The organism is Clostridium omnivorum (assembly GCF_026012015.1).
Classification (GTDB): Bacteria; Bacillota; Clostridia; order Clostridiales; family Clostridiaceae; genus Clostridium_AX; species Clostridium_AX omnivorum.
Map to the genome: position 1 here is coordinate 2,840,739 of NZ_BRXR01000001.1, position 12,150 is coordinate 2,852,888.

General features: G+C 31.5%; 13 protein-coding genes and 1 pseudogene. 13 read left to right on the forward strand and 1 reads right to left on the reverse strand.

Annotation, left to right across the window (positions count from 1 at the left end; all coding sequences use genetic code 11):
* Nucleotides 1-5: 5 nt before the first annotated feature.
* From bsdE14_RS13365 to bsdE14_RS13410, 10 genes and pseudogenes are all read left to right on the forward strand, one after another.
* Complete coding sequence (locus bsdE14_RS13365; protein ID WP_264850454.1) at nt 6-1,583, forward strand: recombinase family protein; 1,578 nt, start codon at nt 6-8, stop codon at nt 1,581-1,583.
* 3 nt (nt 1,584-1,586) lie between these two features.
* Nucleotides 1,587-2,402 (forward strand): annotated as a pseudogene (locus bsdE14_RS13370) (mannose-1-phosphate guanylyltransferase); the annotation flags it as partial.
* Between the two features lie 271 nt (nt 2,403-2,673).
* Nucleotides 2,674-3,315, forward strand: a complete 642-nt coding sequence (locus bsdE14_RS13375; protein WP_264850455.1) for a hypothetical protein — start codon at nt 2,674-2,676, stop codon at nt 3,313-3,315.
* Nucleotides 3,316-3,443: 128 nt separating this feature from the next.
* Nucleotides 3,444-3,770, forward strand: coding sequence for a hypothetical protein (locus bsdE14_RS13380; RefSeq protein WP_435382505.1), 327 nt, complete (start codon nt 3,444-3,446; stop codon nt 3,768-3,770).
* A 436-nt stretch (nt 3,771-4,206) separates the two neighbouring features.
* Nucleotides 4,207-4,629, forward strand: a complete 423-nt coding sequence (locus tag bsdE14_RS13385; protein WP_264850456.1) for a hypothetical protein — start codon at nt 4,207-4,209, stop codon at nt 4,627-4,629.
* A gap of 236 nt (nt 4,630-4,865) precedes the next feature.
* Complete coding sequence (locus bsdE14_RS13390) at nt 4,866-5,492, forward strand: SMI1/KNR4 family protein (protein ID WP_264850457.1); 627 nt, start codon at nt 4,866-4,868, stop codon at nt 5,490-5,492.
* A gap of 178 nt (nt 5,493-5,670) precedes the next feature.
* On the forward strand, nt 5,671-6,294 hold the full coding sequence (locus bsdE14_RS13395) for a DUF4304 domain-containing protein (RefSeq protein ID WP_264850458.1): 624 nt from the start codon (nt 5,671-5,673) through the stop codon (nt 6,292-6,294).
* A 204-nt stretch (nt 6,295-6,498) separates the two neighbouring features.
* Nucleotides 6,499-6,840, forward strand: a complete 342-nt coding sequence (locus bsdE14_RS13400) for a hypothetical protein (protein WP_264850459.1) — start codon at nt 6,499-6,501, stop codon at nt 6,838-6,840.
* A gap of 442 nt (nt 6,841-7,282) precedes the next feature.
* Nucleotides 7,283-7,765: a DUF4240 domain-containing protein gene (locus bsdE14_RS13405; protein WP_264850460.1), complete on the forward strand. Its 483-nt coding sequence runs from the start codon at nt 7,283-7,285 to the stop codon at nt 7,763-7,765.
* 332 nt (nt 7,766-8,097) lie between these two features.
* Complete coding sequence (locus bsdE14_RS13410; protein ID WP_264850461.1) at nt 8,098-8,601, forward strand: GNAT family N-acetyltransferase; 504 nt, start codon at nt 8,098-8,100, stop codon at nt 8,599-8,601.
* 392 nt (nt 8,602-8,993) lie between these two features.
* Here bsdE14_RS13410 and bsdE14_RS13415 read toward each other — a convergent pair whose 3' ends face one another.
* A complete protein-coding gene (locus tag bsdE14_RS13415; protein WP_264850462.1) occupies nt 8,994-9,635 on the reverse strand; it encodes a cysteine hydrolase family protein in 642 nt (213 codons plus the stop codon).
* A gap of 349 nt (nt 9,636-9,984) precedes the next feature.
* Here bsdE14_RS13415 and bsdE14_RS13420 point away from each other — a divergent pair, with 349 nt between their 5' ends.
* From bsdE14_RS13420 to bsdE14_RS13430, 3 genes are all read left to right on the forward strand, one after another.
* On the forward strand, nt 9,985-10,485 hold the full coding sequence (locus bsdE14_RS13420; RefSeq protein ID WP_264850463.1) for a hypothetical protein: 501 nt from the start codon (nt 9,985-9,987) through the stop codon (nt 10,483-10,485).
* 298 nt (nt 10,486-10,783) lie between these two features.
* Complete coding sequence (locus bsdE14_RS13425) at nt 10,784-11,404, forward strand: hypothetical protein (RefSeq protein ID WP_264850464.1); 621 nt, start codon at nt 10,784-10,786, stop codon at nt 11,402-11,404.
* 240 nt (nt 11,405-11,644) lie between these two features.
* Nucleotides 11,645-12,094, forward strand: a complete 450-nt coding sequence (locus bsdE14_RS13430; RefSeq protein WP_264850465.1) for a hypothetical protein — start codon at nt 11,645-11,647, stop codon at nt 12,092-12,094.
* The last annotated feature ends 56 nt before the right edge of the window (nt 12,095-12,150 follow it).

A 12,150-nucleotide genomic window follows, 5' to 3' on the forward strand; every position in this document is an offset into this window, starting at 1 on the left:
AAAATATGAAAATATGGAATGTAGCGATTTACGCAAGAGTATCAACAGACAAAAAAGAACAGGAAGAATCTATGCCAGCACAAGTTCAAAGCCTTAAGAAGTGGTTATCGGAAAAAGCTAAAGAGGATACTACTTCATTTTATAACTTAGTCGAGATATATGAGGACAAAGGTTTCACTGGCTCTAACTTTGACAGAAAAGACTTTAATAGAATGATAGAAGATATTGAAGCCAAAAAGATAAATATGGTTTTGACAAGGGATCTATCAAGATTTGCAAGAAATTATATAGACGCTGGCTACTATATTGAAAATTATTTTATTGTTAATCAGATTAGATTTGTCTGTACTCTGGATAATGTTGATAACTTTGAAGAGATAAATGATATAATACCTTTTAAAAACATTTTAAATGAATATTATATTAAGGATTGCTCCAAAAAAGTTAGAGATGCATTAAAACAAAGAATGATAAGAGGATCAAGTATTGCTAGCAGACCGCCATATGGATATAAATTTGAAGTAATTTATGAAGGTGATAATAAGACAATAACGCTTGTACCTGCCGATGATGAAACTACTGAAGTTGTTAGAGAAATTTTTAAGTTATTTTTGAATGGTTGGGGCTACGGAAGGATAGCAACATATTTAAATAGTAAAAAGATTCCACCACCATCAAAAAAAACAGTTACCTATACAAATTCAAAGTTTGGAATTTGGTGTAATGGAACTATAAAGAGCATACTAACAAATCCTAAATATGGTGGAATAATGATGCAGCAACGATGGAAAAAAATCAGCTATAAGGTCAAAACTGTTAAACCCACTGAAGTGAATGAGTGGATAAATGGCGGAGAGTTTAAGGGGATTATTGAAAAAGATATTTTTGAAGAAGTACAGGATTCTATTAAGAAACGAAGTCAGAAATATAGATATAAAGGAGATACTAAACACGCATATTCTACAGTATTAAAGTGTAATGAGTGTCACGGTTCAATGTCGTATAGGAAAAATTATAATGGGTATAAATGCACCAATTCTCAGAAAGGCGGCGGAAGATGTAGTGCACACTCTATAAAAGAAGAAGTTTTAAATAAAATTATTGTTCAGGACCTACGTAGATATGTAGCACAATTTACTGATGAGGATAAAATATGCAAAGCCCTAACTGAACAGAAGCAAAGTAAAGCTAGCAGTTTTAATGAGCTTGAAAAAATTAAAAAGGAACTTAAGAAGTTAGATAGAAAATTTCAAAAGGTATATGATGACAAACTCAATGAATTAATCAACCAGAGAAACTTTGAAAATATCGTTAGTGATATACAAAAAAAACAGGATGCTCTCATCTTAAGGAAGAAAGAGTTAGAGAATTTAAATGAAAAACTGGAGTGCATTAATAATACTTATGAACATTACAAGGATCAAATAGGTAAGCTTATAAATTTTCAATTGTTTGAAAGAGAGTTAGTGGAAAAGCTTGTTAGTAGAATCATTGTTTCGGAGGATAAGCTAACAAAAGTGAAAGAAGTTTACATTTACTACAATTTTAAGGATAGCATTAGTGAAATGACCAATAACGTCTAAGGGGAAACCGCAACCTGTATAGGTCTATCGGCCATTAAATTATTGAAGAAAGATAAAGATGCTACTATGATTGTGCTTCCCTCAGATCATTATATTGAGGGTGAAAAGTTGTTTATAGATACTTTAACCCAAGCTGTAGAAATTGCAGAGAGAAGAAGGGGACTATTAACTATAGGAGTAGATCCCACAAGACCGGAAACTGGATACGGTTATATTCAGATGGGAGAAAGAATCGGTGGCGATATTGCCACTTATAGAGTAGAGAGATTTACTGAAAAGCCCAATATAGAAGTAGCAAAGGATTTTCTTTTAAAAGGCACCTATCTATGGAATAGCGGAATGTTTGTATGGAGAGCAGATGTATTCCTAAGAGAGATGGAAAAGTACCTTCCTAAAATGTACAGAAGTCTTATGCAAATATATCAGCACTTAGGTACTGAGCAGGAACATGAAGTAACCGAAGAACAATACAGCCTAATCGATGGTATTTCTGTAGACTTTGGAATAATGCAAAAAACAAGAAAGGCCTATGTTTTAAAATGTGAATTTGTATGGGATGACATAGGAACCTTTGCCGCATTAGGTAGGTTCTTAGCAAATTGCCGAGGAAATAGTATAAGTGGCACAACATTCATGGAGCAAAGCGAGAACTGTACAATATTTGGAAGAGATAAGCTTATAATAGGCTTTGGTGTAAAAGATCTGATTATAGTAGATGCTGGTGATGTACTTCTCATTATGGATAAGAACAGAGACCAGGAGATAAAACATTTAGTTACTGAGATCAAACAGCAAGAGGACTTAAGAGAATATTTATAAATATAAATTTGAGGCACTGGTTTACCAGTGCCTTTTGAATGCTGCGAGATAAATCGGGCTATGTATTTTAAAATCTATTCAATGATTGAGAGTATTACGCTTTAATTGCAGGTGCTTCTTAGATGAAATTATATGTTATATTATGTAATTTATGTTATAATTCACTTATTAGTAATGTGGTTTTAAATACTGAGGTGAAGAGATATATAAGTTATATGAAATAAACTTGGGATAATTTAATAGACGGTTTTTATAAGGGAGAAAATAGAAAATGATTTTTAATAATAAGATTAGAGAGAAGTTATTAAAACTAAAAAATGAGGCTGAAAAGATGGAGGAGTTCGCTGAGTTTAAGATTTTTCATCCAGATGAGCTCGAAGGCGAACAAGTGGGATATAGTATTGATAAAGATGGTAATTCACTCGTTTCAAATGAAGAAGGTGCATGGAAATCGGAGTGGATAGTTGTAGGATATGAAATTTTATGCGGAGATCCAATTATAATTGAAACTAATCAAATTGGATATCCAGTATCATCATTGATGCATGGAATGGGCGATTGGGACAGTGGGATATATTTATCTGATTCCTTGGACAAATTCACAGATGGAATAATAAAAATTAATCAATTTATAAGCGAAAAGTCTATGGCTAATGTAGTTCCAAGAATAACATGTAAGGATTTGGATAACTTGATAAAAGAAATTATAAAAGAAGATGAATATGGCGATTTTGATAATTGGAAATCTATGTTAGATCCGATTTATGAATCTACTAAAGAGTATGAAGATAATTTAACAAAAAGAGTAAAGAAACTATCTGAAGGTGGATTAATAATAAAGGAGATCTCAGATAGATTAAATATGTCTATAAAAGATACTTATAAATACCTTAGGAGAGATGTAGAGGTTTAAAAGCGTAACTCAAAAGAGGGATGGACAAGTTTACATCATATAACAAAATATTCAAGTTCGCTTTGCATGAGAAAATTGCAAAGCACACCTACGAAGCTAAGTGCAGTCGCTCTAGGCTTCTCGGCGTCTTGAACAAGAAACGTTATGCCAAAAGTCGAAAGGCCCATGTTTTAAAATGTGAATTTATATGGGATGGCATAGGAACCTTTGCCGCATTAGGTAGATTCTTAGCAAATTGCCGGGGAAATAGCATAAGCGGCACAACCTTCATGGAACAAAGCGAGAACTGTACAATATTTGAAAGAGATAAGCTTATAATAGGCTTTGGTGTAAAAGATCTGATTATAGTAGATGCTGGTGATGTACTTCTCATTATGGATAAGAACAGAGACCAGGAGATAAAACATCTAGTTACGGAGATCAAACAGCAAGAGGACTTAAGAGAATATTTATAAATATAAATTTGAGGCACTGGTTAAATGAACCAGTGCCTTTTGAATGCTGAGAGATTAATTAGGTTATGTATTTTAAAGTCTATTCAAAGATTAAGGGTATTGCACTTTAGTTACAATTGCTTAATTAATGAAGTTATATGTTATATTATGTAATTTATGTTATAATTCACTTAATAGTAATGTAGTTTTGAATACTAAGATGAAACAGTGAATTATCAGCTAGGGTAATATTTTCCGACAATAATGTCGGGAATATTGCTAAAGTTAGGTATATGACGACAGTAATTATAAGGAATATTTAAGTTATATGAAATCCTTTTAATGATAAATAGTAAACTGGGATTTTATAGAGAAGATATTAAGATTATGGAATTTAAGTTAGAAGTTTAATTGACTGATACAAAAATACATAAGATGTTTTATGGAGGAACATTAAATGGTTGATGACTTTGTTTTAAAGTATATAAAAATCTTTATTGGAATAATAATTATATTACTTTTTGCACCATTTATATATGCGTTCATAGTAGGTACCATTTCTATTTTGAACTTTGGACAAATATTCATTTTCTTATTAATTGGAGCTGGAATGATTGGCTTTGTTTTAGGAATACAGCTTGTTAATCCATGGTCCAGACCTAAGTTCTTAAAATGGGGATGCAATTTCTTCATTCTTCTTGGAACATTAGCCTTTTTAATGTTCTATACTTTACAATTTTCATTAATACTGAATAGGACGCTAATACAAGACATTAAGCAATTTAAAACTTTAATGGCTGGTATAGAGGTACTAATTGGAGAAATAACTATGAGTTTTTATATTAAACAGGTTGTGAAAAAAAGAGATAAAAAAAGATAATATATACTAAATAATATGTACTTAAATATAGCATTACTTTTGAAATATTGAGAATTTGATTAGTCCGTACTTTTGGTGGTATAGGACTTCATATAACAATGTATTCAAGTTCGCTTTGGCTAAACTAGGGTCAAGCCTCTGTAGTAGCCAAAAGCACATTCCTTCGTCAAGTCAGGTCTGGCTAGGTTCAGGAACGTCTTAAATGCGAAACTAAATGTGAAAAGAAGGTATTTTAAATGAAAATAAGTAATTTTGAATTCCCTAAATTATTTTTGGACATGCATAATTTGGGATGGACTAAACCTGGCTCCGATTATGTTTGGTTTAATGATATGGAGTGGTACTCATTTGATGAAATTCTTACATGGGAAGATAATAAAGAAAGTCATATTGTCAACTCACCATTTATTATTCCATTTGCGCATACTGGAGGCGGTGATGTTTGGGGATGGTATATTGAAGATATAAAAAATCCGATTGTTGTGCTTTGTTATCATGATGATACAATTGGCAAAGTATATGCTCAAAATTTTGAGGAAGCCTTATTCAGGCATATACTAGAATTTGTATCAGAAAGTAATTTCTATGCTTTAAGAGGTGAAAGTTATCAAATAGACTGTGAAAGTGCGAAAAGATATATTTTGGAATGGAGAAACAAATTTGGTCAATATTTTAATCCTGAGTGGAATAAAGAAATAGAGAAAATATTATCTTTAAATCTAAAAAATTATAAGGATATACGCTTGCCAAGGGTTAACTTAGAATATGAAGTATTCATAACACCGGAGGAAACAGAAAAGCTAATAAACAAGTATATAATGTTCGGCAAGATTGATACTGAAGTTGTTTGGGATATTGAATAATAACACAAGTTAAATATAGTAGTTTGGAACGGCAGAGCTTCACATAACAAAATGTTCAAGTTTGCTTTGCATGAGAAGACTGCAAAGCACACCTGCGAAGCCAAGAGAAGAGCGCTCTAAGCTTCTAGGCGCCTTGAATAAGAGACGTTATGCGAAATTATTTACGGAGGGTAAAATTATGGGAAAGTTATTTTTACAGGAACTATTAGACGAAATAATAAAAGAAACAATTACCCCTGAATTAAAAAAAAGCGGATTCAAAAAGTTAGCCAGAAATTACTATAAAGGTTTTGAACATTTTGGATTATGCTTTAATATTCAATCTAGTCATTATAATTATGAAGAGGAAATCAAATTTACATTTAATACTGGAATATTTGTTCCGGATTTATATGTAATTTATTATAATTGTGAACTCCCTAAGTTTCCAAAAGAATATGAATGTTTCAATCGTAGAAGAATTGGAGAACTAATGAATTCATCTGATTACTGGTATACAATCTCAGCAAACACAAATTTTGAAGCATTAAAGAATCAAATTAAGGCTCATTTCGATGAGTTTATACATCCGTATTTTTTAAAGTTTAATAAAGATAAGGACATAATTGATTTATACTACTCGAAAACATATTCGAAAGCCCCTTATGACTATGCATTTCTATCAGGATTTATTATATTATATGGAAATCATAAGCATGGAGAACAGTTATTGCGTGAGCATTATGGCAACATTACAAATGACGCATATAGGGAAACAATAAGAAGATATTCAAATAAGCTAGGGATTTTCATTGAGATATAATATACTTCGCATAGCAAAATACTCCCATTCGCTTCGCACATTTGCAAGCCTAAGATAAGAGCTATCTAGGTCTGGCAAACGTCAGGAGTATGGAACGTTATACATAATTTTTATAGACAGAGTGATAATCCTGAATTTTTTGATTAAGGTTTTATGGTTGCGTAGATAAAGTTTATTACTAAATAATTTAAGGGAGATGATTCTATGTTACTATTTCGTCCAGTTGGAAAGGCAGAGTTGGATTTAATTGAAAAGACTAATTATACTGCATTTCCTCCAAGATTACCTCAGCAACCTATTTTCTATCCAGTTCTCAATCAAAAATATGCCGAGGAAATAGCCCAAAGGTGGAATATGCAGGATGTAAATTCTCAATATAGAGGTTTTGTTCTAAAGTTTGAAGTTGATGATACATATATATCAAAATTTGAAGTACAAACTGTGGGTAATAGTTATCATCAAGAATTATGGATACCAGCAGAGGAATTAGAAAACTTCAATAAGTATATTAAAGGAAAAATCGAGGTTGTCAAAGTATTTGAATAGGGATTTTTATATATTTCTTCTACTCAAAAGCTAACTGCGATATTCACTTACTATTTAATTAATTGAAATTGATTTGGGTTAGTTTGATTAAGATCAGAGTGTAGCGGTTAAAACTACGTATAACAATATGTTCAAATCCGCTTTTCATAGAAAGACTGCAAAGCACATCCGCGAGCTAACCGAGCCGGATTTAGAAAAACTAACATAAGAGCTATGTAATCCTTTCTAAATTCCTGTAACACTGGCAAACGTCTTGAACAAGAAAAGTTATACGCAACTTTATTGACAGAAAACAATTGGTTGGAGTTTTTTAAATTTAAGTTTATTCATGGGGAATTGAAGATAATGTTCGTTAGGAATAAAGTTTATAAAATGATAAAGAAATATAAGATATATTACTCAAGAAAATGTAACACTAATTGCTATATTTGAGGAGGTTAAAATGGGAAATATAGAAAACAAAATAATTATGGATGAAAATGAGTTTTGGAATATAATATCAATATTTGATTGGAAATATATAGGTAATGATGATAAAGTTCTTAAAAGGGCTATCAATTATTTGGCTAAAAAGTCAAATGACGATATACACAAATTTTATGAAATACTTTCACAACTACTCTACGATTTAGATGGAATTGAATATGCAAAGAATATCGGTGAGGACTCATATATTGATGAGAATAGCTATTTTTCAGTGGATTGGTTTCTGTATGTAAGATGTGCTGTAGTTGCAAACGGCAGTACCTATTATTATGAAGTTCTAAATAACCCCAAGAAAATGCCAAAAGATATGGAATTTGAGTCATTGCTATATATTGCACATGAGTCTTATAATAAGAAAAACAATGATGAATTTGATTATGTACCAGAATATGATTTTGAAACATTTAGCAACAAGGAAAAATGGCTGCAAAGAGTGTAATTACTTTTTTATTAAGCGGTTTCTTATTGTGTAAATTAAATTTGAGTTCTTGAATGGATTCAGCTCAAAGTGCAGAGGCTAAAGCAGCGTATAATAAAAAATCCCCGTGCAGCTTGGCTTGAAAAAACAGCCAAGCTGCACCTGAGAAGCTAAGAAAAGAGCTTTCTAAGCTGCTCGGTGTCGGGAATTAGAAACGTTAGGCGTAATTTTAGATTAACAAATTAACATCTTAAAAGTTTATATTAGATTTTATTAAATACGAAATTGCAAGGTATCGTAAAATAGAAACAATTTATAATTGTAAAATTAATAAATGGTTAGGGAGAGAACATATGATAAGAAATACCGCTGAGTATAAGTTCCGATTAGCTGAACGAGAAGATGACAAGAATATTTTGAAGGTATATAAGAGCATTATAGGAACACAGGGATGCACATGGGATGAAGATTATCCTTCAATGGAATGGATAATATTAGATATAAAAATGAAGTCTCTTTATTGTTTGACCAACGACAAAGGTGAAATCTTAGCTGTGGCAACGGCTGGTCCCCTAAATGAATTAATAGATTTAACATGGGATCAAAGAATGACAAAACCTTGTGAGTTAGCGAGAATAGGGGTTCTTCCTTCACTTCAGAATAGAGGGATTGCCTCAAGATTATTAAATGCGGTAATTGAGGATTGTAAAAGTAGAGGATATAATGGCATGAGATTCCTGGTTAGTAAAACAAATTATAATGCTCAAATGCTATACAATAAATTTGCTTTTAAGAAAGTTGGAGAAGTTTTTAGATATGGACATGATTATTGCTCTTATTATAAACTATTCAATTAACAAGCAATATAATGAAAACTATGAGCATAGTCTATAGATTATCTAATGTACATTTTTCTTATATTACGAAATAATTTTTAATAGACTTTATTAGCCTTAGCTTTAAGTGTGGTTGCAAAACTACGCCTAACAAATCACTCAAGTTTGCTTTGGCTCAAAGGCAGTTAAGACAAGCGGTTTGATTAGCTAGAGACCACTATCAAAGTCTAGCAATAATTTATGTGCCGCCAAAGCACTTTCCTTCACCGGGCAAACGCAGCCATGGGGTACTCCTCTAGGGTCCGGTTCAGGAACGTCTTGAGTGCGAAACGTTATGTGACATTTTAAATCTATAAAGTTTGTTTACACATAACATTTTTTTAAAATTACAAAGCATAGAGGCGCATTTTTTTCTAATGTGTAAAACTAATTAAACTAGCTTCTGTCAGTAATGTTCGGTTTCTAGTGGCTGGACTGTTTAGCATATGCCATGCGGTATATTGCTCTGCATATAGAATATTTGCAGTGGACATACAGTCCACTGGAACAATAACATTATAGCCGTGGAAAGCAGCACTAGCAGTTGTATGAAGTACTGCACCATTAGCTGCGAAGCCTGTAACTATAACAGTTTTAATATCTTTTTCTCGAAGTGTTTCGTCTAGGTTAGTCTCGTAAAACTTATCTACGTTTGATTTTACAATAGGATCACCTGGTAAAGGGGTTAGCTGCCTGACAATATCTTGAGGATTTCCATTATGTGTAAGACTATAGATAACAAGCATACCATTATTTCGAGCTTTAGTAAGTAAATTGGAAATATTAGTGATAGAAGCTATACAGCGTGGACTTTTACATATAGACATCTCCATATCTAAAATCAATAGTGCAGTGGTATTGGAATCAGCCTTTACGGATTTTAGCACAGGTGCAGGAGGTGGAGAGACTGTATTCCATAAATCGATTATAGTTCCATTGACCTGTTCTCTATAGTTAGAGTAACAATTGTCTGGGGATTCAAAGTATATGCCATGTATTGGGCAAAAATATAACATAGTATTCCTCCTACTATATTTTCATATCATTTATATTATGAAATTCTGAGGGGAAGGTGCTCAGTATTTGCATTTTAAGTTAACTCGAAATATTTCCGTTCAGCTTGGCTTGAAAAGATAGCCAAACTATACCTGAGAAGCTAAGAAAAGAGCTTTCTAAGATTCTCAGCATCGAAAATTAGAGGTGTTATATGACATTTTAAATCTAGTAAAATCTATGTTTACGCATAATATTTTTAGAAATATATTACCAGAGTAGAGGCACTATAGTAAGCAATTATAATGTCAAAATTTTTTATACAATAGCAAATAGTAATTATTATAAAAGAAATAAAGGGAGAAATGCATTATGGATAGAAAAGCGTTGATTGAACAGAAAAAGAAGCAATTATATTTTAAGAATTTAATGAAGTCCATGAATGCAATAACTACTATAGAAATCTATGAAAGTGGTTCTGAGAGAGATTTTTATAAAAAAGTTATCTCTTCTTATTATGAATTGTGGCAAAAAAGTAAGATAGAGCCATACAGTAAGTTGACATGTAATTCCGATGATATTCAATGTTATAAGTGGATTATAAATAAAGCACAATTAACATGTGAAAAAGAGTATATCTTTGTTAATTCTAGATATTGTGACGGTTATGCTAAAATTATCCTTAACGACTTATCAGAATCAGCATCCCAATTATGGTGCCATGATTGGACGCTCAATGATTTACAGGGTTCTCTTAAATATGGTTTTGGTAAAGGATTTTGTTTAATTGATTTATTAGATGAACAAGTAATTGATATTGGTTTAGTTAGTGATGACGAATATAATTATCAGCTTTGGCTATGGAATTATTGAATCATGCTTATCGCTTAAAAATTTAATTTATGAAATTGAATAACTGAGGTATTGTCCGGTTTAGTTAATTGATATTCTTCTTATTTTAGAATTAATAGGAAAGAGACATAAACAGGAGGATGTTCCAGCACATAGACAGCAAAGATTTAAAATATTATATAACAAGAAATTTCCGTTCAGCTTGGCTTGAAGAGATAGCCAAGCTACACCTACGAGCCTAAGCTGTATCGCGTTAAGGGTCTCGGAGTCTGGAGTACGAAACGTTATGTCAAATTATTATAAAGTGTGGAGGAGGAAGATGGTGGAAACGGAAATTAAATTAGTTAAGGGAGTTTATATAAAAAAACTAGATGGAGTATATGAGTCTTATGTTATTGAAGATAAAGGCAAGTACCACCTATTTACGGTAAATGTAAGTGAAGAGAATTTTGAAATGTTTTTGAGTAAGGTTTGCGCTCAAATAAGAACTCCCGGATTCTTTGTGTTGGAGGTTCCAACCAATCTTGATGATGAGAAAAAGCTAAGAAAAAAGGATACAGATCCCTTTCATAGCGATGTTTACTACTTAGATGGGGGAAGCAATCAGGACTTTGAAAAAGTGTTAAACAGATATGGAGAGCTTTTAATAAATGATGGAGGCAGTAATTTTGGGTTTGGTTCACATCAAGGATATGATGAAATATTTGTACAAGAATATAAAGTAGTTAATATTTTTACTAATGAACCTGGGAAATATGAGTTAATACTTGAAGAAATGAAGATAGTTAAACAGAATAGCATAAAAACAATATGGGATAATATATCATCTGAATCACCAGGAGAAATTTCTTCTATTAAAATCAATAATGAAAGTATACATGATGCAATTGAGAATCTTAAAAAAGCTGGTTTGTACTTTTATGAGAGAAGGGAAAGATGATTATATCGCATAACAAAACATTTTATTCCTCTTTGACATGAAAAGATAGCCAAAGAATATTCCTTCACCAAGTCAAGCCTGGCTAAGGTTCAGGAATGTCTTGAATGTGGAACATTATATGACATTTTGGTCTGTTAGAGTTAATCTATACGCATTTAGTTTTGTTTTGGAAAGAAAGATATAATCACTAAAGTCAAGTAATTATAAATAGATATTTACAGAGAGTATTGGAGATATGATATGAAGGTTAAGAGTTATTTTATCAAAAATTATATTGTCTCAATAATAAGTATTACAGTCATGTATGGGAGTGTTGTATATATTTCTATTTTAACAAAGCAGTTTGTAGGTGCTTTTGTGATAGCATTACTTGGATTAATGCTTTTAAATAGAAGAGTAATTCTTTATGAGGATAGATTGGTAATATTTCAACTATACAAAAAACTAAATATTAAATTTGATTCTATAAAAAGCTTTAAAGTTTCAGAATATAAGCTAATGCTCTCTAAAGTAGGCATACCTACGATATATGTTAAGTTGAAAGATAAAAAGAAAGAGGCATTTTTTTATTCATCATATCCAAGAGAATCAATTGAGGAAGTAATTGAATTTGCATTAAAAAAGAATAACACGATTTGTGTAGATTCAAATATTAAGGCCATATTGAAAAAAGAAGATATACAAACTTAAACAGAGTAATTTCTGCTAGCTTATAGTTTTGTTTATCTAAGATGTAATTGTAAAAT

Bases quoted from the DNA above. Each gene is read 5' to 3' on its own strand.
- bsdE14_RS13365 (WP_264850454.1), top strand. From the start codon at position 6: ATGAAAATATGGAATGTAGCGATTTACGCAAGAGTATCAACAGACAAA.
- bsdE14_RS13375 (WP_264850455.1), top strand. From the start codon at position 2,674: ATGATTTTTAATAATAAGATTAGAGAGAAGTTATTAAAACTAAAAAAT.
- bsdE14_RS13385 (WP_264850456.1), top strand. From the start codon at position 4,207: ATGGTTGATGACTTTGTTTTAAAGTATATAAAAATCTTTATTGGAATA.
- bsdE14_RS13390 (WP_264850457.1), top strand. From the start codon at position 4,866: ATGAAAATAAGTAATTTTGAATTCCCTAAATTATTTTTGGACATGCAT.
- bsdE14_RS13395 (WP_264850458.1), top strand. From the start codon at position 5,671: ATGGGAAAGTTATTTTTACAGGAACTATTAGACGAAATAATAAAAGAA.
- bsdE14_RS13400 (WP_264850459.1), top strand. From the start codon at position 6,499: ATGTTACTATTTCGTCCAGTTGGAAAGGCAGAGTTGGATTTAATTGAA.
- bsdE14_RS13405 (WP_264850460.1), top strand. From the start codon at position 7,283: ATGGGAAATATAGAAAACAAAATAATTATGGATGAAAATGAGTTTTGG.
- bsdE14_RS13410 (WP_264850461.1), top strand. From the start codon at position 8,098: ATGATAAGAAATACCGCTGAGTATAAGTTCCGATTAGCTGAACGAGAA.
- bsdE14_RS13415 (WP_264850462.1), bottom strand. From the start codon at position 9,635: ATGTTATATTTTTGCCCAATACATGGCATATACTTTGAATCCCCAGAC.
- bsdE14_RS13420 (WP_264850463.1), top strand. From the start codon at position 9,985: ATGGATAGAAAAGCGTTGATTGAACAGAAAAAGAAGCAATTATATTTT.
- bsdE14_RS13425 (WP_264850464.1), top strand. From the start codon at position 10,784: ATGGTGGAAACGGAAATTAAATTAGTTAAGGGAGTTTATATAAAAAAA.
- bsdE14_RS13430 (WP_264850465.1), top strand. From the start codon at position 11,645: ATGAAGGTTAAGAGTTATTTTATCAAAAATTATATTGTCTCAATAATA.